Source organism: Streptomyces sp. NPDC041200 (genome assembly GCF_055591805.1).
Genome location: NZ_JBVIZF010000011.1, coordinates 102962 through 124497, shown reverse-complemented (window position 1 = coordinate 124497; position 21536 = coordinate 102962). Strand labels below are relative to the sequence as shown.

At 72.9% G+C, this 21536-nt stretch carries 18 protein-coding genes; 12 read left to right on the top strand and 6 right to left on the bottom strand.

Features of this window, described 5'->3' with window-relative positions; genetic code table 11:
- Positions 1-55 precede the first annotated feature (55 nt).
- The 4 genes from ACZ6CL_RS24300 to ACZ6CL_RS24285 all read left to right on the top strand — a co-directional run bounded on the left by ACZ6CL_RS24300 (position 56) and on the right by ACZ6CL_RS24285 (position 5758).
- A complete protein-coding gene (locus ACZ6CL_RS24300) occupies positions 56-1465 on the top strand; it encodes an MFS transporter (protein ID WP_468938665.1) in 1410 nt (469 codons plus the stop codon).
- A complete protein-coding gene (locus ACZ6CL_RS24295) occupies positions 1462-2220 on the top strand; it encodes an SDR family NAD(P)-dependent oxidoreductase (RefSeq protein WP_468938663.1) in 759 nt (252 codons plus the stop codon). The genes ACZ6CL_RS24300 and ACZ6CL_RS24295 overlap by 4 nt, the downstream gene beginning before the upstream one ends.
- A gap of 155 nt (positions 2221-2375) precedes the next feature.
- On the top strand, positions 2376-3638 hold the full coding sequence (locus tag ACZ6CL_RS24290; protein ID WP_468938661.1) for a serine hydrolase domain-containing protein: 1263 nt from the start codon (positions 2376-2378) through the stop codon (positions 3636-3638).
- Positions 3639-3787: 149 nt separating this feature from the next.
- A complete protein-coding gene (locus tag ACZ6CL_RS24285) occupies positions 3788-5758 on the top strand; it encodes an exo-alpha-sialidase (RefSeq protein ID WP_468938658.1) in 1971 nt (656 codons plus the stop codon).
- On the opposite strand, the gene ACZ6CL_RS24280 is transcribed toward ACZ6CL_RS24285, so the two are convergent.
- Both ACZ6CL_RS24280 and ACZ6CL_RS24275 read right to left on the bottom strand, forming a co-directional pair.
- Positions 5747-6484, bottom strand: coding sequence for a hypothetical protein (locus ACZ6CL_RS24280; protein WP_468938656.1), 738 nt, complete (start codon positions 6482-6484; stop codon positions 5747-5749). The two genes, ACZ6CL_RS24285 and ACZ6CL_RS24280, sit on opposite strands and share 12 nt — an antisense overlap.
- Positions 6485-6518: 34 nt before the next feature.
- On the bottom strand, positions 6519-7568 hold the full coding sequence (locus ACZ6CL_RS24275) for a bile acid:sodium symporter family protein (RefSeq protein WP_468938655.1): 1050 nt from the start codon (positions 7566-7568) through the stop codon (positions 6519-6521).
- Positions 7569-7749: 181 nt separating this feature from the next.
- Between ACZ6CL_RS24275 and ACZ6CL_RS24270 the strand changes: the two genes are divergently transcribed.
- From ACZ6CL_RS24270 to ACZ6CL_RS24250, 5 genes are all read left to right on the top strand, one after another.
- Positions 7750-8607 carry a LysR family transcriptional regulator gene (locus ACZ6CL_RS24270; protein WP_468938652.1) on the top strand — a complete coding sequence of 286 codons (858 nt, stop codon included), beginning with the start codon at positions 7750-7752 and terminating at the stop codon, positions 8605-8607.
- A 221-nt stretch (positions 8608-8828) separates the two neighbouring features.
- The gene (locus tag ACZ6CL_RS24265; RefSeq protein ID WP_468938651.1) at positions 8829-10655 is read left to right on the top strand and encodes an AMP-dependent synthetase/ligase; all 1827 of its coding nucleotides are present in this window, start codon (positions 8829-8831) and stop codon (positions 10653-10655) included.
- A gap of 54 nt (positions 10656-10709) precedes the next feature.
- Positions 10710-11399, top strand: coding sequence for a hypothetical protein (locus ACZ6CL_RS24260; RefSeq protein ID WP_468938648.1), 690 nt, complete (start codon positions 10710-10712; stop codon positions 11397-11399).
- 42 nt (positions 11400-11441) lie between these two features.
- Entirely contained in the window at positions 11442-12278 is an 837-nt protein-coding gene (locus tag ACZ6CL_RS24255) for an aldo/keto reductase (RefSeq protein ID WP_468938645.1), read from the top strand.
- A gap of 161 nt (positions 12279-12439) precedes the next feature.
- On the top strand, positions 12440-13615 hold the full coding sequence (locus tag ACZ6CL_RS24250; protein WP_468938643.1) for a S1 family peptidase: 1176 nt from the start codon (positions 12440-12442) through the stop codon (positions 13613-13615).
- A 20-nt stretch (positions 13616-13635) separates the two neighbouring features.
- Here ACZ6CL_RS24250 and ACZ6CL_RS24245 read toward each other — a convergent pair whose 3' ends face one another.
- Positions 13636-14565: a class I SAM-dependent methyltransferase gene (locus ACZ6CL_RS24245; protein ID WP_468938641.1), complete on the bottom strand. Its 930-nt coding sequence runs from the start codon at positions 14563-14565 to the stop codon at positions 13636-13638.
- Between the two features lie 149 nt (positions 14566-14714).
- Here ACZ6CL_RS24245 and ACZ6CL_RS24240 point away from each other — a divergent pair, with 149 nt between their 5' ends.
- Genes ACZ6CL_RS24240 through ACZ6CL_RS24230 form a run of 3 tightly spaced genes read left to right on the top strand, consistent with a single transcriptional unit; the run spans position 14715 to position 17503 of the window.
- Positions 14715-15299: a sigma-70 family RNA polymerase sigma factor gene (locus tag ACZ6CL_RS24240; protein WP_385439951.1), complete on the top strand. Its 585-nt coding sequence runs from the start codon at positions 14715-14717 to the stop codon at positions 15297-15299.
- Complete coding sequence (locus ACZ6CL_RS24235) at positions 15296-16108, top strand: anti-sigma factor (protein WP_468938639.1); 813 nt, start codon at positions 15296-15298, stop codon at positions 16106-16108. The genes ACZ6CL_RS24240 and ACZ6CL_RS24235 overlap by 4 nt, the downstream gene beginning before the upstream one ends.
- Before the next feature lie 24 nt (positions 16109-16132).
- Complete coding sequence (locus ACZ6CL_RS24230) at positions 16133-17503, top strand: cryptochrome/photolyase family protein (protein ID WP_468938637.1); 1371 nt, start codon at positions 16133-16135, stop codon at positions 17501-17503.
- A gap of 688 nt (positions 17504-18191) precedes the next feature.
- Here the strand turns inward: ACZ6CL_RS24230 and ACZ6CL_RS24225 are convergent.
- The 3 genes from ACZ6CL_RS24225 to ACZ6CL_RS24215 are packed head-to-tail and all read right to left on the bottom strand — an operon-like array spanning position 18192 to position 21492.
- On the bottom strand, positions 18192-18995 hold the full coding sequence (locus ACZ6CL_RS24225) for a DUF1295 domain-containing protein (RefSeq protein WP_468938634.1): 804 nt from the start codon (positions 18993-18995) through the stop codon (positions 18192-18194).
- Complete coding sequence (locus tag ACZ6CL_RS24220) at positions 18992-20233, bottom strand: class I SAM-dependent methyltransferase (RefSeq protein ID WP_468938632.1); 1242 nt, start codon at positions 20231-20233, stop codon at positions 18992-18994. Before ACZ6CL_RS24220 ends, ACZ6CL_RS24225 begins: the two co-directional genes overlap by 4 nt.
- The gene (locus ACZ6CL_RS24215) at positions 20230-21492 is read right to left on the bottom strand and encodes a class I SAM-dependent methyltransferase (RefSeq protein WP_468938631.1); all 1263 of its coding nucleotides are present in this window, start codon (positions 21490-21492) and stop codon (positions 20230-20232) included. Before ACZ6CL_RS24215 ends, ACZ6CL_RS24220 begins: the two co-directional genes overlap by 4 nt.
- Between the last annotated feature and the right edge of the window lie 44 nt (positions 21493-21536).

Below are 21536 nucleotides of genomic sequence, written 5' to 3'. Positions count from 1 at the left end.
CCGCCCCTTTTTCATGCCCGCATATTAAACCGATCAGTCAAAAATTGGGGACGAGATGACCGCCACGGATACGCCGTGCGGCGCCAGTACCGGCACGCGCCGGCGCCGGGCGTTCGCCCTGCTCGGCTCCGTCCAGATCACGCTTATCTTCACGCTCGCCGCGATCGCCGTTCCGCTGCCCGAGATCGGGCGCGCCTTCGGCCTGGAGCGCGCCGATCTGATCCTGCTGAGCGCTGCCTACGGACTCACCTTCGCCGGGCTGCTGCTCTTCGGCGGGCGGCTCGCCGACCGCTACGGCGGGCGACGAGCCCTCGGCGCCGGGCTCGTCCTCTTCGCCGCGGCCTCGGCCGCTGCCCCGTTCGCCCCCGGCATCGGCACACTCCTCGCGGCACGCTTCGCACAGGGCGCGGGTGCGGCGCTGACCGCGCCCGCCGCGATGGCCGTGCTGCGCGCCGTCTTCCCCTCCCCCTCGGCGTACGGGAAGGCGATGGCGTCCTGGGGCGGGCTCTCGGTGCTCGGCGCGACCGCGGGCAATGTGCTCTCCGGCGTCATAGCGGAACTGCTGTCCTGGCGTTGGAGCTTCGCCGTACCGTTCGCGGTGGCCGCGGCCGCCCTGGCGCTCGCGCCCCGGCTACTTCCGGACACCGCGCCGACCCCGGGCAGGACTCTCGATCTGCCGGGCGCGCTACTGGCCACCGCGGGGATCACGCTCGCCAGTTACGGGCTCGTCGTCACCGACGCCCTGCCCTGGTCGTCGGCCGGGGTGCTGGTGCCGCTGTTCTTCGGAGGCGTGCTGCTCACCGCGTTCTGGTACGCCGAGCGCCGGGCCGGAGATCCGCTCCTGCCGCCGCGCTTCCTGGCGGACCGGCAGCGGGCCCTCGCCCTCACGGCCATCGCGCTGAGCGCGTGCGCGACCGCGATGACCTTCGTGACGTTCTCGCTCCACCTCCAGCAGGACCGTGCCTGGTCCCCGCTGCGGACCTCGGCCGCCTTCCTGCCGTTCGCCGTCGCCCTGCTCGCCTCGGGTCGGTCGGCGGGCGGGCTCATAGCCCGCTTCGGGCCCCGGAAGGTCACCGCCTCCGGGCTGGCCACGGCCGCCGCCGGGCTCGTCCTGCTGGCCCTCACCGGGCTCGACCCCCACACCCCGTACGCCTCGGGGCTTCTGCCCGGGCTGATGCTGCTGCCGACCGGTACCGCGGCCTCCTTCGCCGGGGCCGCGGTCCTCACCACCGACGGTGTGCCGCCCGAGCGGACCGGGCTCGCTGGCGGGGTGCTGAACACGGCGATGGAGCTGGGCCCGACGGTGGTCTTCGCCATCGTGCTCACCTTCGGCAGCGACTCCCTCTCCCTCGCCGCGACGGGGGCCGCGCTCGCGGCCGCCGCCGCCCTGAACCTCCGCCTCCAGCGGAGCCGCCCCTCCTCCACGGCACACACCGCACACACCGCACAAGGAGCCACACGATGAACCGCTTCACCGGCAAGACCGCCCTCGTCACGGGCGCGGGCTCCGGCCTCGGCCGCGCCATCGCACTCGCCTTCGCCGCCGAAGGCGCGTCGGTCGTGGCCGCGGGGCGCACCGAAGCCACCCTCGCCGAGACGGTCCGCCTCATCGAGACGGCCGGGGGCCGGGCGGCCGCCGTCACGGCCGATGTGGGCGACTCCGGACAGCTGCGGGATCTGGTCCGCGAGACCGTCACCCGCTTCGGCGGGCTGGACATCGCGGTCAACAACGCCGGGATACTCCGCGGCCGGGGGCCGATCGGCGAGGTCAGCGAGGAGGACTGGGACGCGGTGCTGCGCACGAATGTGACCGGCGTCTGGCTGGCGATGAAGCATCAGATCGCCCACATGAAGGACAACGGCGGCGGCGCCATCGTCAACGTCTCCTCCAACCTCGGCGCCCACCTGCGGGTTCCGGGCCTCGGCGCGTACAGCACGTCGAAGGCGGCGGTGGCCACGCTGACCCGGGCGGCCGCGCTCGACCACATCCACCAGGGAGTCAGGATCAACGCGGTCAGCCCCGGCGCCTCCGACGGCCCCATGTCGCTGCTGCCCGGCGAGACCGAGGCCGACCGCATCGAGCGGATGAAGGCGGCGAACCCGCTGGGCCGTCTCGCGGAGGCGGAGGAGATCGCGGCGGCGGTGCTCTACCTGGCCTCACCGGCGGCGGGTTCCGTGGTCGGCACCGACCTCGTCGTGGACAGCGGCTCCGCGGCCTGACGGCCCGGCCGGGCCCCGGCCCGCCCCCTTTGCGGAGGGCCGGGCTCCGCCGTGACCTGGGGGTTTCCCCACCCGGCCCATCGGGCTTTCCCCCACCCGGGCCGGGGTGGTGGGGCCATGGTCCGGGCCCCCGCGCCCGGGCAGGCTGATGAGCCATGAACAGACGCCTCAGAACGTCCCCTTTACGCCTCGCCGCGACCGCCACAGCGGCCGCCCTCCTCCTGGGAGCCGCCGCCGTCCCGGCGGCCACGGCGGCCACGGCGGCCACGGCGACAACCGCCGAGGGCGGCACCGCGCTCACCGAGAAGGAGTTGCAACGCCGGGTGACCCGGATCCTGGAGGAAGCCGGGTACACCGGCATCACCGTGGAGGTGCGGGAGAACGGCCACCGCCGGATGCACGCCCGGGCGGGCGAGGCCAGGCGGAACACCGGCCGCCCGATGCCGTACGGGGCGAACTACCGGGCCGCCAGCACCACCAAGACCTTCGTGGCCACCGTGGTGCTGCAACTGGTCGCCGAGGGGGAGCTGTCGCTGAGCGATCCGGTGGAGAAGTGGCTGCCGGGCGTGGTGAGCGGCAACGGCAACGACGGCAGTCGCATCACCATCCGGCACCTGCTCCAGCACACCAGCGGCATCTACCGCTACGACCCCACGGAGGAGACCGGGGACACGGCCGAGGCCTTCGAACAGAACCGGTACCGGCACATCGACCCGGCGGAGATCGTCGCCGGAGCGATGAAGCACGCACCCGACTTCCCGCCCGCCGCCGAGGGCGACCCGAAGCCGCGGTGGAGCTACTCCAACCCCGGCTACCTCCTCGCCGGGATGATCATCAAGAAGGTCACCGGGCGGTCGTGGGACAGGGAGGTACACGACCGGATCGTCCGCCCGCTGGGCCTGACCGGCACGTACGCGCCCGGCGACGACCCGTATCTGAGGGGCCCGCACGCCCATACGTACCAGCGCTTCCCCGGCTCCGCCGAGTGGACCGACACCACCGTCCGCAATGTGAACTGGGCGGGCTCCGCGGGCTCCCTGATCAGCACCGACCACGATCTGGCCCGGTTCTACAGCGCGCTGCTGGGCGGGAAGCTGCTGGAACCGGAGCAGCTCGCCGAGATGCGCCGGACCGTCCCCGTCAACGCGGACTACGAGAAGGCCTTCCCCGGCATGCGCTACGGCCTCGGGCTGGCCCTCCAGCCGCTGAGCTGCGGCGGAGACCGCTGGGGCCACGGCGGCGACCTCGCGGGCGGCACGATCAGGACCACCACCGACTCGGCCGGGCGCCGCTCGGTCGTCGCCATGACCACGGGCACGACCGCCGACGAAGAGCAACAACTCGCGGCGGAACAGGCCATCCAGACACTCCTCGACGATGTGATGTGCGCCCCCAAGCTCCGACCCGGCGGGCGCTGAGCCGAACAGGCCCTGCGTCAAAGCGACATGACGCACGGTCCTTGTCCCGGACGGGAGCAAAGCGGGACACTTCTGCGACAGTCTCCATCAGACGTGGGATGTCGTGATGTCTTGATGTCCAGATGGCTCTGAAGGGCAGGTCGTGACCCATGGCGTCAGATCCCCGTACACGCCCCCGGACCAGACGCTCGCGGCGCCGGGCCTCGGTGCTTCTCGCCGCCGCGGCGCTGGCCCTGGCTCCGCTTCCGGTACGGGCCGCGGACACGGACGACACCGTGTCCGCGGCCCGTACCGTTTCCGGCTCCCCCACTGACGCCGACGCGAACGCGGGCTTCGAACAGCAGATCCTGTTCAAGTCCAGCCAGGACGCCGGGTACTTCTGCTTCCGGATCCCCGCGATCGTCACGTCCAAGGACGGCACGCTGCTCGCCTTCGCCGAGGGGCGCAAGGACAACTGCGGCGACGCCGGGGACATCGACCTGGTGCTCAAGCGCTCCACCGACGGGGGCCGCACCTGGGGCCCGTTACAGGTGGTCAACGAGGGCGGCGGCGACACCCACGGCAACCCGGCGCCGGTCGTGGACATGCGCACCGGCCGCGTCCTGCTGGCCAGCACGTACAACACCGGCCGGGACGACTCCCAGAGCTGTGACGTGCCGTGTGACCGCACCCCGCACCTCCAGTACAGCGACGACGACGGCGCCACCTGGTCCACGCCGCGCGATCTGAGCCCCGCCCTGCTGCCGCCGGGCTGGAACTCCTGGTACGCGACCGGCCCGGTGCACGGCATCCAGCTGAAGCACGGGCGGCACAAGGGACGGCTGCTCTTCACCGTCAACACCGAGAGCCACGACGGCACCCGCATCACCGCCAACCACGCGGCGCTCGCCTACAGCGACGACGGCGGCAGGCGCTGGAAGGTCGGCGCGACGGACTCGTACCCGATAGCGCAGGACGGTACGTTCCGTCAGAAGCCGTCGGAGATGACGCTGGTGGAGCGGGCCGACGGCTCGGTCTACGTCAACGGGCGCGAACAGGACGGCACCGACCTCGGCCACCGCGACTACGCCGTCAGCCGCGACGGCGGCGAGAGCTTCGCCGCGCCGTTCCGCGCCATCCCCGACCTGTCCACGCCGATGGTGCAGGGCTCGGTCCTGCGGCTGCGCGATCAGGGCCGCGACGGTCCCGGGCGGCTGCTGTTCGCGGCGCCCGCCGACCCCGACCGGCGCCGCACCATGATGATCCGCTCCTCCTGGGACGAGGCCCGCAGCTGGGAGGGGACCGACCGCGGCAAGGTGGTCACCACCGACTGGTCCGGCTACTCCGACATGGCCCTCGTCTCGCCCGGCACGGTCGGGCTGATGTACGAGGGCGGCGCGGTGGACGCCCGCGACGAGATCCGCTTCGCCCGCTTCACCGAGGACTGGCTCGGCCCGCGCGCCGCCCCCTCCCCGGTCACGGACGACCGCGCGCCCCGCGCCCGCCCCGCGACCGTCCTCGGCGGGGCCACCGGGGCCGAAGGCCGCTTCGGCGGGGCGCTCACCTTCGACGGTACGGACGCCGCCGTACGCCTCCCGTACCGCGGCGCGCTCCCCCTCGGCACCCGCGACTTCACCATCAGCCTGTGGTTCCGCTACAACGCCGCTTCCGGGCAGCACCCGTTCCTCTGGATGGGCGGCATCGGCGGCAAGCAGGCCCAGGTCTGGCTGCGCGGCGAACCCTCGGCGAACCGCGTCCGCGCCCTGATGACCACCGTCAACGGCCCGGCCACCTACACCTCGGCCTCGGTCGCCACCACCACCGCCCACAACGACGGCGCATGGCACCACCTGGCCCTCACCCGCACCGGCGGCCGCCTCACCCTCACGGTGGACGGCACCGCCCCGGTCTCCGCGCCCGACGCCCCCGGCACCATCAGCCGCTCCTCCCCCTTCGCCCTCCATCTGGGCGAGGCGGTCGACGGCCGCTCCCGGATGACGGGCGCGCTGGACGAAGTCCGCGTCTACGCCCGGGCGCTGACCGACACCGAACTCCGCCGGGTCCGCGAGTTCAACGCCCCCCTCGACGCGAAGTCCGCGACCGCCCGCCTCCCCCTGGACCGCGTACGGTCATACCGCTGACGTCTCGCTCGCGGCCTGAGCGGCGTGGTCGGCGCGGGCGGCGTGCGCCTCGCGCCGTCCGCGCCGCCAGGCGAGGGCCAGCGCGGTCGCGGAGATCGCCGCGGGAACGGCCAGCACCACCGTCAGGGTCTCGGCCCAGCCCGCGTTCAGCCGCGAGACGCTCCCGCTGTGGGTCATGCACGTGGCCTGCGGCGGGAACAGACGGTAGTCCAGCGTCTTCGGCGCGTAGATGCCCCACTCCGCGCCCGCCGAACAGGCCGAGGACGGGCCGGTGAGCAGCGGCCAGGCGAGCAGTCCGTACACCAGGGCGAAGAAGGAGCCGGTGACGAAGAGGGCCGTCCCCGCGCGGCGCAGCCGCTCCTTGCGGGTGAGCCGCAATCCGCCGGTACCGTCGGGCAGTTCGACGCATTCGGCCAGCAGCGCCAGCAGCACGCAGAGCGCGAGCCCCAGGAAGGCGCACCAGATCACCGCGCCCAGCAGCCCGGTCGCGCCCGCGGTGACGTCTCCTCCCTCGTACTCACAGATGGTGGCCGGGGGGAACGCTTGGCGCCGGATGTCGCCGAGCTGTCCGGAGCCGTTCACCAAGCCGTGGCTGCACCGCTCGTCGAATTCGAATGTGTCCACCCAGGCCACCACGCAGGTGAGGAACAGGAGGAGGGACAGCACACCGGCCCCGGCCCATAAGCGTTCCGTGCGAAAGGCCCCATGGGTAAGTGTGTTCGACATGTGCGCAGATTAGCGGAACAGCCGGAAGAATCGCTCAGCGGACCACGGCAGGCGGCTGAGGGGTCTTTGACGGCAGCGGCTCGGGCTCCGCCTCCGGCGCCCGGTCGGCGAAGCGGCGGGCCAGGACGGCGCAGACCATCAGCTGCATCTGGTGGAAGAGCATCAGCGGGAGGACGGCCAGGCTCGCCTGGGCGCCGAACAGGACGCTGGCCATGGGGAGCCCCGCGGCCAGGCTCTTCTTGGAGCCCGCGAAGGTGATCGTGATGCGGTCCTCGCGCGGGAAGCCCAGCTTCCGGGAGCCGTAGGTGGTGAGGGTGAGCATCAGGGCGAGCAGCACCGCCTCGACGGCCAGCAGGATCGCCAGCCGGGCGGGGGTGATCTGGTGCCAGATGCCCCGGGTCATGCCTTCACTGAAGGCCGCGTAGACGACGAGCAGGACCGAGCCGCGGTCGACCAGGCGCAGGACCGTGCGGTGGCGGGAGATGAAGCCGCCGATCCAGCGACGGAGGAGCTGCCCGGCCAGGAAGGGGGCCAGCAGCTGGAGGGCGATCTCGACCATCGAGTCGGCGGAGAACCCGCCGCCGCCGCTGCCGAGGAGCAGCGCGGCCAGGACCGGCGTGACGACGATGCCGATCAGGCTGGAGAAGGAGCCCGCGCAGATCGCGGCGGCGACGTTGCCCCGGGCGAGCGAGGTGAAGGCGATCGAGGACTGGACCGTGGAGGGCACCAGGCACAGGAAGAGGAGGCCGGTGTAGAGGGGCTGGGTGAGGACGTGGGGGACCAGCCCGCGGGCGGCCAGGCCCAGCGCGGGAAAGATGACGAAGGTGCAGGCCAGCACGGTCAGGTGGAGGCGCCAGTGGCGCACCCCGTCCAGTGCCTCGCGGGTGGAGAGCCGGGCGCCGTAGAGGAAGAAGAGGAAGGCGACCGCGACCGTCGTCGCCCCGTCCGTCACGGTGGCGGCCCGGCCGCTGACCGGGAGCAGCGCGGCGAGGGCGACGGTGCCGACCAGGCCCAGGATGAAGCCGTCCAGCGGCAGCCAGGAGGGGAGGGTGATCTTGCGGAGCGGATGGTGCGGGCGGTGCATGAACTCTCTTTCTCGATCTTCCTCGGTCGCGCGGTCGTTCGCGGTCGTGCGTCTTGCTCGGGCTCCCCGGGTGCCGTACGGGGCCCTCTCCAGCCTGCCCGCGACCGGGCCCATCGGGAATCCCGCATACCGCACTGACTGCTATCGCGTTCCGTGATGGGCGCTGCCTAAAGTGGAAGACGTGTTCGATCCCGCCCAGCTCCGTACGTTCCTCGCCGTCGCCCAGACCCTGAGCTTCACCCAGGCCGCGCACCGCCTCGGGGTGCGCCAGTCCACCGTGAGCCAGCACGTCCGCAAGCTGGAGGAGGCGGCCGGGCGGCAGCTGTTCAGCCGCGATACGCACGGGGTGGAGCTGACCGAGGACGGCGAGGCGATGCTCGGGTTCGCGCGGTCGATCCTGGAGGCGAACGAGCGCGCGGCGGGCTGGTTCCGGGGCACCCGGCTGCGTGGGCGGCTGCGGTTCGGGGCGTCGGAGGACTTCGTGGTGACCCGGCTGCCGGAGATCCTCAAGGGGTTCCGCCGCGATCACCCGGAGGTGGATCTGGAGCTGACGGTCGAGCTGTCGGGCACCCTGCATCAGCAACTGGAGGCGGGGAAGCTGGATCTGGTGCTGGCCAAGCGGTCCGAGGAGCGGCCGCAGGGGCAGCTGGTGTGGCGGGACCGGCTGGTGTGGATCGGCGCGGAGGGGCTGCGGCTCGACCCCGGCCGCCCGCTCCCCCTGATCGTCTTCCCGCCGCCGGGGCTGACCCGGGCCCGGGCGCTGGAGGTGCTGGAGCGGGACGGCAGGGCGTGGCGGATCGTGTGCACGAGCGGCAGCCTCAACGGTCTGGTCGCGGCGGCGCGCGCGGGGCTCGGGGTGATGGCGCACACCGATGGCCTGATCCCGCCGGGCCTGGTACCGGTTCCGGAGCGGGCCGGGCTGCCGGAGCTGGGGCCGGTGGACTTCGTCCTGCTGTACGGGGAGCGGCAGCGGGACACCGCGACCCGCGCCGCGGCGGAGCGGCTCGCGGAGGCGATCCTGGCCGGGCCTGTGCCGTGATCGGAGAGATTCCGTGCAGAAAGTCATCACATATCGGCCACACATGCGGTGCACAGAGGCAGACTGAGTACAAACCGGCGCCCTCAGTGACTGTTTGACGTGCTTTCACCTCACAGACCAGAACGCATATCGATCATTCCCTGACGAAACACCTCTCCCGCCGGGAGGTCAGCATCGGGTACGGTCGCGGCGCTGTGCGGAGCGGCTTCAAGGAGCAGGTATTGCGCGAGTTCACCGTCCCCCCGATGGCGTCGGCGCCCCAGGCCGGAGGACTGGCGGATGCCGTCTTCGAGCATGCGGAATCCGACCCTCATCGGGTGGCGCTGGCACGCAAGACCCCTGACGGCCGCTGGGAGGATGTGACCTCGGCCCAGTTCCGGGACGAGGTGGTGGCGCTCGCCAAGGGACTGCTGGCGCAGGGCGTCCGGTTCGGCGACCGCGTCGGCATCATGTGCCCCACCCGCTACGAGTGGACGCTGTTCGACTTCGCGCTGTGGACCGTGGGCGCGCAGAGCGTGCCGCTGTACCCGACCTCCTCCGCGGAGCAGGTCTTCTGGATGCTGCACGACGCGTCCGTCACGGCGTGCATGGTCGAGCACGAGGACCACGCCATGACGGTCGGCTCGGTGGTCGGACGGCTGCCGCACCTCAAGCGGCTGTGGCAGCTGGACGCCGGGGCGCTGGAGCAGCTGATCGCGGACGGCGAGTCCATCGACGACGACCTGGTCAACCGGCACCGGCTGGCGATGACCCCGGAGCAGACCGCGACCATCATCTACACCTCGGGCACCACCGGCCGCCCCAAGGGCTGTGTGATCAGCCACGCCAACCTGATGGCCGAGTGCGACAACGTCGTCGAGCGGTACGAGGACGCCTTCCACTCCAAGCGCGGCGACGAGGCCTCCACCCTGCTCTTCCTCCCCCTCGCACACGTCTTCGGCCGGATGGTGGAGGTCGCCGCGATCCGCGGCCGGGTCAAGCTCGGCCACCAGCCGAAGCTGGCGGCGTCCGCGCTCCTGCCCGACCTGCAGACCTTCAAGCCGACCTTCATCCTCGCCGTGCCGTACATCTTCGAGAAGGTGTTCGCGGCGGCGCGCCGCCGGGCGGAGGCGGACGGCAGGTCGGGGCCGTTCGAGAAGGCGGTCGACATCGCCGTGCGGTACGCGGAGGCGGTGGAGGAGAAGGCGTTCGGCACCGGCAGCGGCCCCAGCGCCTCGCTGCGCATGCAGCACCAGTTCTTCGACAAGCTCGTGTACAGCAAGGTGCGCGGCGCGATGGGGGGCCGGGTCCGGCACGGGATGTCGGGCGGCTCGGCCATGGAGCGGCGGCTCGGGCTGTTCTTCCGGGGCGCGGGCGTCACCGTGTACGAGGGGTACGGGCTCACCGAGTCGACCGCGGCCGCCACCGCCTGCCCGCCCGAGCGGACCCGCTACGGCACGGTCGGGCAGCCGATCCCCGGCACCACCGTGTACATCGCCGACGACGGCGAGATCTGGCTGCGCGGCGGCCAGGTCTTCATCGGCTACCTCGGCGATCCGAAGGCCACCGACGCCGTGCTGCGCGACGGCTGGCTGGCCACCGGCGACCTCGGCACGCTGGACGACGACGGCTATCTGACGATCACCGGGCGGAAGAAGGAGATCCTGGTGACCTCCGGCGGCAAGACCGTCTCACCGGTCGGGCTGGAGGAGCGGGTGCGGGGGCATCCGCTGGTGGCCCAGTGCATCGTGGTCGGCAACGACCGCCCGTACGTCGCGGCGCTGGTCACCCTCGATCCGGAGGCCGTCTCGCACTGGCTGACGATGCGCGGCAAACCGGAGATGGCGGCGAACGAGCTGGTCCGGGACCCGGATCTGGAGACCGAGATCCGGCGGGCGGTCGTCGCGGCGAACACCACCGTCTCGCAGGCCGAGTCGATTCGTACGTTCCGGATACTTGCCGCGCAGTTCTCGGAGGAGCATGGTCTCCTGACACCGTCCCTGAAGCTGAAGCGGAAGGCGATCGAGCAGGCATACGCCGTCGAGGTCGAGGCGCTCTACAACGCGTAGGAGACGGGGTACACGCACTCCCTGGGAACCACCGAGCCGCGAAGGGGGCACGAAATGATCGATGTCATTCTCCCCGCACTTCCCGAGCGCGAACTGACCCTGGTCTCCGAGGAAACTCCCCAAGCCCCGGCGCTGGCCGGCCACGTCACCCTGGGCGGGCCGGTATCCGTCCCGGTGACGGCCGAGCTGGCCGCCGGGGACCCGGAACTGCTGGCCTTCCTGGAGGCCGAGGCGCACACCGCCGTCTACCACCTGCTGCACTGTGCGCTCAGCTGCGCACAGGACGCGCCGGAACCCGCTCTGCACACGGTCAACCTCGATCTGACCCTGTCGACCGACGCTGAAGCCGCCTTCACGCCGATCGCCTGGTCCATGGCCCCGCATCAGCTCACCGAAGCCGCGGCCGAAGCCGGGGGCGTTCCCGCGCCGGTCCGCCTCGGCCCCCGGCTGGGGCTCCGGGACGACCACCACACCCTGGCGGCGGGCGAGCGCGTCCGCCTGGAGGCGCGGCGGGAGCTGCGCTCCGACCCCGGCTGGGAGATCCGCCGCACCGGCACGGCCCCCATCGGCGGTACATACCGGCTGGTCATGGTGGTGCGAGCACCACGGGGTACGGTGAGCCTGGCGGCGGTCGCGGTGGGCGCGACGGTGCGCGAGGGGCACACCCCGCACCGTTTCCGCACGGAGATCGCGCATCCGGTGCGGCTCGCGGACCGGGAATGCGTGGCGCCCGGTGATCGTTGACAGAGAGAGTACGAATCCGCACGACGTAAGGATCGACTGCTCGTGAGCAAGGTCCCCTTCATCACCCTCAACAATGGCGTTCGGATCCCGCAGCTCGGCTTCGGTGTCTGGCAGATCCCGGACGACGAGGCCCAGGTCGCGGTGCGCAACGCGCTGGACGCCGGATACCGCCACATCGACACGGCCGCGATATACGGCAACGAGGAGGGCACGGGGAAGGCGATCGCCGCGTCGGGCATCGCCCGCGACGAGCTGTTCGTCACCACCAAGCTCTGGAACGCGGAGCAGGGCTACGACTCGACGCTCCGCGCGTTCGACACCTCGCTGACCAAGCTCGGCCTGGAGTACGTGGACCTCTACCTGATCCACTGGCCGCTGCCCGAGGTCGACAAGTACGTGGACACCTGGAAGGCGTTCGAGAAGATCTACGCCGACGGCCGCGCCAAGGCCATCGGGCTCTCCAACTTCCACCCGGCCCACACCCAGCGGCTGCTCTCCGAGGCCTCGGTCACCCCGGTGATCGACCAGGTCGAGCTGCACCCGCAGCTGCAGCAGACGGAGCTGCGCGCCTTCAACTCCCGCCATGACATCGTCACCGAGGCCTGGTCCCCGCTGGGCCAGGGCAAGGGTCTGCTGGAGGAGCCGAAGCTCGTCGAGATCGCCGCGAAGCACGGGAAGAGCCCGGCGCAGGTCGTGCTGCGCTGGCACCTCGACCTGGGCAACGTCGTGATCCCGAAGTCCGTGACGCCGTCCCGGATCAAGGACAACATCGACGTCTTCGACTTCGAGCTGGACTCCGACGACCTGTCCGCGATCGGCGCCCTGGACTCGGGCAACCGCCTGGGCCCGAACCCGGACACGTTCAACCTGGCGGACTGACCACCGGTCGCCCCACCCGCCCCGTCGCGCGAGCCGCGCGGCGGGGCGGTGTCATGCCGGGGCGGCGTCGTGTTCACGCCCGCCGCGCGGTCCCCTGTCACCGCAATTACGCTTGGCGCTCAACAGGACACACAGCGTGACACGCGACAGGAGAACGCACTATGCGCCGCAGACGCCGTCATGGTCTTGAGCTCGCCACGGGATGCACCGTCGCCATAGCCGCCCTGTTCCTCTCCGGTGCGGGCATACCCGCCGCCGCGAACCCGTCCCCGTCGCCCGCTTCCCACCGGGACATCCCGCCCGAGGTGCTCGCCGCCATGCAGCGCGACCTGGGCCTGACGGCCGACGAGGCGCGGACCCGGATCTCCAACGAGTACAAGGCCGGACAGGCCGAACCCGGCTGGCGCAAGAACCTCGGCAGCAGCTACGCGGGCACCTGGGTGACCGGGAACACCGCCGAACTCACCATCGGCACCACCGACCAGGCCCAGAGCGGCGCCATCACCGCCTCCGGCGCCAAGGCCACCGTCGTCGGCCACAGCCTGGAGCAGCTGAACGCCGCGAAGGACATGCTGGACCGGGTGGCCGAGGCGCGCCCCCCGTCCGCCTCCACCGCCTCCCTCTGGTACGTGGACGTGAAGAGCAACAGCGTGGTCGTCCAGTCGGCCCAGCCGACCGCGGCCCAGCAGTTCATCGACGCCAGTGGCGTCGACCGCGCCATGGTGCGCATCGTGGAGTCGGCCGAGCGGCCGGCTCCCCTCTATGACCTGCGGGGCGGCGAGGCGTACTACATCAACGCCAGTGCCCGCTGCTCGATCGGCTTCTCCGTCACCCAGGACACCCAGGCCGGTTTCGTCACCGCCGGGCACTGCGGCGACGCGGGCGACACCACCACCGGCTTCAACCGCGTCGCGCAGGGCACCTTCCAGGGCTCGGTCTTCCCCCGCAGCGACTACGCGTGGGTGGCCACCAACGCCAACTGGACGCCCACGCCCCTGGTGATCGGCCCCGACTCCACCACCATCACGGTCACCGGCTCCCAGGAGGCGCCGGTCGGCTCGTCCGTCTGCCGCTCGGGGTCGACCACCGGCTGGCACTGCGGCACGATCCAGCAGCACAACACCAGCGTGGTCTACCCCGAGGGCACCATCCGCGGCGTGACCCGCACCAATGTGTGCGCCGAGCCCGGCGACTCGGGCGGCTCGTTCGTCTCCGGCACCGAGGCGCAGGGCGTCCTCTCCGGCGGCTCCGGCAACTGCACCGTCGGCGGTACGACGTACTACCAGCCGGTGAACCCGATCCTCAGCGCGTACGGGCTCACCCTCACCACCGGCTGACGGCGCCGCCCCCCAGTCCGTCACTCCGTCCGGGCCGCCACGTGGAAGGTCTGCGCGACCAGCAGGAAGGCATCCGGCCGCCGCATGATCCCGGCCTCGTCATCCGGGTCGAGCAGCCGGTCCAGGGCGGCGAGGTCGCCGTCGTCGAGACCCTCGGCGGCGGCCTCGCGCCGATGGGCCAGCTCGGTCCGCAGGGCCTCGCGGGCCGTCGCGCCGAGCGGGGCGGGCAGGTCGAGCAGGAAGCTGCGGCTGGTGGCGCCGGTGAGACCGGCCGCGGTGAGCAGCCCGGGCCAGTCCTCGACGGCCTCCACCACGCCCGGCAGCTCCGCCCGCATCGCGGCGAACCCCTCCCCCTGGACGGCGTCGAGCCGGGCCAGCAGATCGGGTCGGCCCAGTCCCGCGTCGCGGGGCAGGAAGCGGGGCGGCAGTCCGCCCTCGCCGATCGCCAGCAGCCCGCCGGGGCGCAGGGCGGCGGCGAGTTGGCGCAGCGCGGCGAGCTGATCACCCAGATGGTGCACGGTCTTGCTCGACCAGATCAGGTCCGCGGTGCCGATCGTGGCCGGGTCGAGCCCCTCCGGCAGCTCGGCGTGCAAGGTGGTGACGCGGTCGGCGAGCCCGAGCCGGGCGGCGCGCTCCCGGGTGCGCTCCAGCAGGGCGGGCGTCCCGTCGACGGCCACGACCTCGGCGTCCGGGAAGGCCTGGGCGAGGAGGCAGGTCACCACGCCGGGGCCGCTGCCGACGTCGAGGACGCGGCGTACGGGGTGGCCGCCCGCGGCGAAGCGCTCGCGCAGCCAGGCGGTGGCCTGGTCGTACATGGGGGCGTGCAGCTCCGCGCCCTGTTCGAGGAAGAGGGCGAAGGCGGCCCAGTCCGGCTGCCCGTGATCGTGCCCGGGCCCGTGTGCGTGCGCGTGTCCGTGTGCGTGTCCGTGTGCGCCATGGGATGCGTTCATGGCCCGAGAGTGCTCGCCTCGGGGCCGATCTGCCAAACTTCCTTGCCGGATCGGCAAATTCGCTGATCTGACCAATCCGCACCCGCTCCAGCCGCGAATGAGATACGACACCTGCGTGGTGTCGTGATGCTCATCCGGAAGGACGGCTAGTGAGAGAGCCCGTGTTCATCGGTGGACCGGCCCCCAGGGGCCCGGACCTCGAGGAGTTGCTCGGATTGGTGGCCCGGGGGGACCAGAACGCCTTCGCAGCGCTCTACGACGCCGTGAGCGGCTCCGTCCTCGGTCTGACGCGCAGTCTGCTGCGCGACCCCGCCCAGGCGGAGGAGGTCACCCAGGAGGTGCTGGTGGAGGTGTGGCGGACCGCGGCCCGGTTCGAGCCCGCCCGGGGCAGCGCCATGGCGTGGATCATGACGCTCGCGCACCGGCGCGCCGTCGACCGCGTACGGTCCGCGCAGTCCGCGTCGGACCGCGAGGAGCGCGCCGCCCTGCTGAACCGCACCCCGGCCTTCGACGAGGTGACCGAGCAGGTCGAGGCCAGGCTGGAGCGCGAGCAGGTGCGCCGCTGCATGCAGACCCTCACCGAACTACAGCGTCAGTCCGTGACGCTCGCCTACTACCGTGGCCGTACCTACCGCGAGGTGGCGGAGCTGCTCCAGCTCCCCCTCGGCACGGTGAAGACCAGACTCCGGGACGGACTCATCCGGCTTCGCGACTGCATGGGGGTCGGGGCATGACCAGAGCGGACCGAGCGGATCTGCACACGCTGACCGGCGCGTACGCGGTGTACGCCCTCTCCGGGCGGGAACTGCTGGCCTTCGAACGGCATCTGTCCGACTGCGAGGCCTGCGCCCAGGAGGTACGGGAGCTGCGGGCCACCGCCGCCAAGCTGGGCATGGCCACCTCGCTGACGCCGTCGCCGGTGCTCAAGGACGATGTGATGCGGCGGATCGCCACGGTCCGTCAGGACCCGCCGCGGGTGGCGCGGAGCGAACCGGAGTTCTCCGGCGGCGCCACCCCGCACCGGCGTGCCGCGCGCGGCGGCCGGTGGCAGAACTTCGCGCTGGCCGCCTGTCTCGCCGGGGCGGTGTCGCTCGGCGGGGTCGCCGTATGGCAGAACCAGCAGGCGTCCGACGCGCGCGATACGGCCCAGCGCTCCGAACAGCGGCTGGCGCGGGTGGCCGCGGTGACCGAGGTGCTGGCCGCCCCGGACGCCCACAGCCGCAACGCCAAGCTGACGAACGGCGCCACGGGCACGGTCGTGGTCTCGCACGGGCTGGACAAGGCCGCGTTCCTCGCCTCCGGCCTGCCGAAGCCGCCCGAGGGGCGGGTGTACCAGCTGTGGTTCAGCGACGGCGGCACGATGCGGTCGGCCGGGCTCATGGACACCGCGGACACCGGCACCGGCACCGGCGGCGGCACGGCCGCCCTGCTGAGCGGCGCGGTCGGGAAGGCGTCCGGCGTGGGCGTGACGGTCGAGCCCGCCGGGGGCTCGAAGGCGCCGACGACCGATCCGATCGGGCTGATGTCGCTCCCGGCGGGGTGAGGGCGCCCGGTGTAAGGGAGAGGAGTGACCACAACCAGCACCTCGATCGCCGTCTTCACCTCCGATCTGCGGCTGCGCGACAACCCCGTGCTGCACGCCGCGGTCCGCTCGGCCGACCAGGTCGTTCCGCTGTTCGTCGTGGACCGCCGGGTGGCGGCGGCGGGGTTCGCCGTGCCCAACCGGGTGGCGTTCCTGCGGGACTGTCTGGCCGACCTGGACGCGGGCCTGCGGGAGCGCGGGGGCCGTCTGATCGTCCGTACGGGTGACGCGGTGGAGGAGATCCGCCGGGTGGCCGAGCAGGTCGGGGCCGGGGAGGTGCACATCGCGGGCGGCGTGAGCGGGTTCGCGGGGCGGCGGGAGGGGGGCCTGCGGAAGGTGCTGGGCGAGGCGCTGAGGGTGCACGGTGCCGTGCTGAACGCCGTCGAGCCCGGCACCGTGACCCCGGTCGGCAAAGACCACTTCGCCGTCTTCACTCCCTACTACCGCGCCTGGCAGGGCGTCGAACCGCGCAGGCCGCTCGCCGCTCCGGGCGGTGTGCGGGTGCCGCCCGGCGTGCGGTCCGAACCGGTCGACGCCGTGTCCTCGCTCGCCTCCGGCAGTCCCTCCCCCGGGCTGCCCGAGGGCGGCGAACGGGCCGGGCGCCGCCGCCTCAACTCGTGGCTGCGGTCGGGCTTGGGCGCGTACGCCGACCGCCAGGACGATCTGGCGGGCGACGCCACGTCACGGCTCTCCCCCTACCTCCACTTCGGCTGTCTGTCCCCGGTGGAGCTGGTACGCCGGGCGCGGGAGTCCGGCGGGCCCGGTGCCGAGGCCTTCGTACGGCAGCTCGCCTGGCGCGACTTCCACCACCAGGTCCTCGCCGCCCGCCCCGACGCCTCCCACGCCGACTACCGCCCGCGCGGCGACCGGTGGCGGACCGACGAGACCGCCGTCGCGGCCTGGGTGGCTGGCCGCACCGGCTACCCGCTGGTCGACGCGGGGATGCGGCAGCTGGCCGCCGAAGGGTGGATGCACAACCGCGCCCGGCTGCTGGTGGCGAGCTTCCTGACGAAGACGCTGTACGTGGACTGGCGGGTGGGGGCGCGGCACTTCCTGTCTCTGCTGGTGGATGGGGACGTGGCGAACAACCAGCTCAACTGGCAGTGGGTGGCCGGGACCGGCACGGACACCCGCCCCAACCGGGTCCTGAACCCCCTGTCCCAAGCCCGCCGCTTCGACCCGGACGGGGCCTATGTCCGCCGATGGGTGCCCGAACTGGCGGGCGTCCCCGGACGCCGCGTCCACACCCCCTGGAAGCTCCCCGAGCCCGAGCGCGCCGCCCTCTCCTACCCGCCCCCGATCGTGGATCTGTCCGAAGCGGCTACCCGCTTCCGCGCCTCCCGCCACGGCGCCTGACCGTGAGTTGTTCCCCACCCCGCCCCTCCCCGAACGCAGGGGCTCCGCCCCCACACCCCCGCTCCTCAAACGCCGGAGGGGCTGGATGTGGCCGATCCGCAGGGTTCTCCTGTACGGACATGAGGTGCGGAGACCGGGCCCGAGCCTAGGCAGACCCGAGCGACACACAGGACCGGGACCCGGCCCCAGGGCGAGCCCAGCCGCGACGTGGGAGCCCGGTGTCGCAGCCTCCACGGGGCCAGGGGCCCAGCCGCCGAGGCAGGTCGGGGCACAGCCCCACGGGGCCAGGGGGCACGCCCCGAAAGGGCGGAGCGCAGTTCCGGGGACGCAGCCCCCACCGGCGACCGGCGCACAACCCCCACGGGGCCCGGGGCGCAGCCCCGAAAGGGCCCGGGGACGCAGTCCCCACGGGGCCCGTGGGCACACCCCCCACCGAGGGCCGGGCCGCAACCCACGCGGGGCCCGGGGGCGCAGCCCGCCGGTTTCGGGAAGGGGCGGGGTAGGGGACACACCACCCGCGCCAGAGGCCACACCCCAGGATTCCCCACCCCCGCACGGGGACGCAGTCCCCCGAGGGCCCGGGGACACAGCCTCGCGGGGGTCCAGGCCGGGGCACAGCCCCGTCGGGGACCCGGAGGCGTAGCTCCCGGATTCGGGGAGGGGCGGGGTGGGGGACACACCACCCTCGTCAGGGGTCGGCTGGAGGGCGGGGGAGGAAGCCGCTGGTGCGGGCGGCGTAGGCGGCGTAGGCCGGGCGGTCGGCCATGTGGCGCTCCAGGAGCGCCTTGCCGCGCCCCTGGGTGAGGACGTAGGTCATCACCAGCGGGGAGATCAGGGAGACCAGGGCGGACGGCCACGTCGCGCAGGACAGCAGGAACAGGCCCCACCACACACACGCGTCCCCGAAGTAGTTGGGGTGGCGCGTCCACCGCCACAGACCCTGGTCCATGATCCGGACCCGGTTGCGCGGGTCGGCGCGGAAGCGGGCGAGCTGGGAGTCGCCGACGGCTTCGAAGGTGAGGCCGAGGAGCCAGAGGGCCGCGCCCGCCGCCGTGGCCGGGCCCAGGGGGCCGGGGGCGTACTGGGCGGCCTGGACGGGGAGGGAGACGAGCCAGATCAGGGCGGCCTGGGGGAGGTAGACGGTGCGCAGGGCGTAGAGGTGGCGGTTGCCGGGGGCGCGGGCCAGGAGGCGTTCGTAGCGGGAGTCTTCGCCGTGCCCGCACCGCCGTACGCCGACGTGGACGGCGAGCCGCAGCGCCCAGACGGCGGTGAGCACGGTGGCCAGCAGCCGCCGCGTCCCGTCGCCGTGACCGTCGGACGCGGCGAAGGTGACCAGGGCGATGGCGGTGAACCCGAGCCCCCAGGCCACGTCCACGATGCGGTGGACTCCTTTGGCCAGGGCCACCAGGAAGGTGAGGAGCGTGATGGTCAGCGGGGCGAGGGCGCTGTAGACGAGAGAAGCCCCGAAGGCGTCCCACGGGAAAGCGGTCATGCCACCTCCAGCGCCGGATACCACGCCGCAGGTGTGTCCGGCATGCCGCTGACACCGCGCCCCGTCGGCCGTACGGCGAGGATCTGGTCGATGCCCATGCGGCGCTCCTCGAAGGCGAGCGCGCCACCGGCCAGGTAGAGGCGCCACATCCGGGCGGTGTCGTCGCCCGCGAGCAGCCGCAGGGCGTCCCACTGGGCCTCCAGCGCCTCCCGCCAGGCGCCGACCGTGCGGACGTAGTGTTCGCGCAGGGACTCGGAGGAGCGCACCTCCAGTCCGGCGGCCTCCAGCAGGCCGATGGTGTCGCCGAGGGGCCGCGTGGAGAGGTCGGGGGTGAGACAGGTGTCGAAGAAAGCACCCCCGGCGGCGGTGCGTGACATCTGCTGGACCAGGGCGCGGCCGCCGGGCCGCAGCATGCCGTGCAGGGTGCGGGCGAGGTGCGGGTACTGGTCGTGGCCGACGTGTTCGCCCGTCTCCACGCACGCCACGGCCTCGTACTGACCGCCCGGCAGATCGCGGTAGTCGCTCAGCACGACCTCGACGAACTGACCCAGCCCCAGTTCGTCGACCCGCTCGCACAAGAAGTCGCGCTCCTCGGGCACCTTGGTGACGGCGGTGACCTGAGCCTTGTGGCGGTCGGCCGCGTACAGGGCGAGGGCGCCCCAGCCGCAGCCGATGTCGAGGAGCCGGGCGCCCGGGACCAGCCCGAGCTTGCGGCAGATGACCTCCAGCTTGTCGCACTGGGCGTCGGCGAGGCCGTACGAGGGGTCGTGGCTGGTCCAGTAGGCGCAGGAGTACGCCATGGAGGGGTCGAGCAGCCGCTCGTAGAACTCGCTGAGGGGCCCCTGGTGGGAAACGGGGGCGGACGGCGGCGGTCCGATGGCGCCGATCCGGGCGGTGCGGGCGCCGATCCGGGCGGTGCGGGCGGCGGCCCGGGCACGCGCGGCGAGACCGGCCCGCGGCAGGGTCGCGGAGTGCTCGCGCGGGGCGTGCCATAGGGCGCGCAGCGCGTCGGTGAGGTCGCCCTCGACGTCGAGATCGCCGCTGATGTACGCCTGGGCGAGGCCGAGTTCGCCGGGCTGCCACAGCAGCCGCCGCACCGCGCGCGGCGACCGCAGGACGACGCGGGGCGCGTCCGGCGGGCCCGCCTCGCTGCCGTCCCAGGCGCACAGCCGCACCGGGAGCGGCCCGCCGAGCAGGCGTTCGGCGATCGGGGCGAGGGTGGGGGCCACGTCGCTCATCGGTCTGCCTCCTGGAGCAGGATCTGCTGGACGTCGAGGTAGCGGGCGCGGAAGCCCGCTTCGGAGTAGGCGAGGTAGAAGGTCCACATGCGGCGGAACGTGGCGTCGAAGCCGAGGGCGGCGACCTCCGCGTCGCGGGCGGTGAAACGTTCCCGCCACAGCCGCAGGGTCTGCGCGTAGTGGTCGCCGAAGGCATCGCGGCGGGCCAGGCGCAGCCGGGTGTGGCGGGCGGCGCACTGTTCGAGGGCGGTCACGGAGGGCAGGAAGCCGCCGGGGAAGATGTACTTCTGGATCCAGGTGTAGGTGTGGCGGGTGGCGAGCATCCGGTCGTGCGGCATGGTGACGGCCTGGAGGGCGATCCGGCCGCCGGGGGCCAGCAGGTTCTGCAGGGTGCCGAAGTAGCGGGGCCAGTACGCCGCCCCGACGGCCTCGATCACCTCGGCGCTGATGACGGCGTCGTACTGGCCCTCCAGCTCCCGGTAGTCGCACAGCAGCAGGGTGATCCGGTCGGTGAGCCCGTCGCGCAGGGCGCGCCGCGCCGCGAGCCGCCGCTGTTCCTCGGAGAGGGTGGCGGTGACCACGTGGGCCCCGCGCAGGGCGGCGCGCAGGGCGAGCGCGCCCCATCCGGTGCCGATCTCCAGCAGCCGGGTGCCGGGGCCGACCCCGGCGAGGTCGAGCAGCCGGTCGATCTTGCGGTGCTGGGCGTCGGCGAGGTCGTCCCAGACGGCGGGGAGACGGTCGAAGAGGGCGCCCGAGTAGCTGAGGGTGGGGTCGAGGAAGAGCCCGAACAGCTCGTTGGACAGGTCGTAGTGGTGGTGGACGTGTTTGGGCGCCGCCTCCAGCGTGTTGTACTGCCCGACGGGGCGCCGCGGGGCCCAGGCCCGGCGCAGCGGCCGGGTCCAGCGGGGGACGATGCGGGCGGCGTGCTCGGCGAACACGGTGAGCACGGCCACCAGGTCCTCGGCGTCCCACTCGTGGGCCAGGTACGACTCGCCGAAGCCGATGAGCCCGTCCCGGCCGACCCGCCGGACGAACGCCTCGGGATCGGCGATCTCCAGCAGCGGCCCGGTGGTGCCGCGCGGCGGCCCGGAGCCGTACCGCACCCGCAGCGGCAGCCGGGCCAGGGCCCGCCGGACCAGCGGCCGGGCCAGCGCGTCGCGGGGCCGCGAGGGGCCGGGCCGGTTGGCCACGGCGGGCCAGCGGGCGGCGTCGACGGCCGGGCGGTGGGCGGCGCCGGATATGGGGTGCAGTTCGGTCACTCCATGCCCTCCTGTGTGCGGGGACCGCTGCGGGGACCGCTACG

Bases quoted from the DNA above. Each gene is read 5' to 3' on its own strand.
- ACZ6CL_RS24300 (WP_468938665.1), top strand. From the start codon at position 56: ATGACCGCCACGGATACGCCGTGCGGCGCCAGTACCGGCACGCGCCGG.
- ACZ6CL_RS24295 (WP_468938663.1), top strand. From the start codon at position 1,462: ATGAACCGCTTCACCGGCAAGACCGCCCTCGTCACGGGCGCGGGCTCC.
- ACZ6CL_RS24290 (WP_468938661.1), top strand. From the start codon at position 2,376: ATGAACAGACGCCTCAGAACGTCCCCTTTACGCCTCGCCGCGACCGCC.
- ACZ6CL_RS24285 (WP_468938658.1), top strand. From the start codon at position 3,788: ATGGCGTCAGATCCCCGTACACGCCCCCGGACCAGACGCTCGCGGCGC.
- ACZ6CL_RS24280 (WP_468938656.1), bottom strand. From the start codon at position 6,484: ATGTCGAACACACTTACCCATGGGGCCTTTCGCACGGAACGCTTATGG.
- ACZ6CL_RS24275 (WP_468938655.1), bottom strand. From the start codon at position 7,568: ATGCACCGCCCGCACCATCCGCTCCGCAAGATCACCCTCCCCTCCTGG.
- ACZ6CL_RS24260 (WP_468938648.1), top strand. From the start codon at position 10,710: ATGATCGATGTCATTCTCCCCGCACTTCCCGAGCGCGAACTGACCCTG.
- ACZ6CL_RS24250 (WP_468938643.1), top strand. From the start codon at position 12,440: ATGCGCCGCAGACGCCGTCATGGTCTTGAGCTCGCCACGGGATGCACC.
- ACZ6CL_RS24245 (WP_468938641.1), bottom strand. From the start codon at position 14,565: ATGAACGCATCCCATGGCGCACACGGACACGCACACGGACACGCGCAC.
- ACZ6CL_RS24235 (WP_468938639.1), top strand. From the start codon at position 15,296: ATGACCAGAGCGGACCGAGCGGATCTGCACACGCTGACCGGCGCGTAC.
- ACZ6CL_RS24225 (WP_468938634.1), bottom strand. From the start codon at position 18,995: ATGACCGCTTTCCCGTGGGACGCCTTCGGGGCTTCTCTCGTCTACAGC.
- ACZ6CL_RS24220 (WP_468938632.1), bottom strand. From the start codon at position 20,233: ATGAGCGACGTGGCCCCCACCCTCGCCCCGATCGCCGAACGCCTGCTC.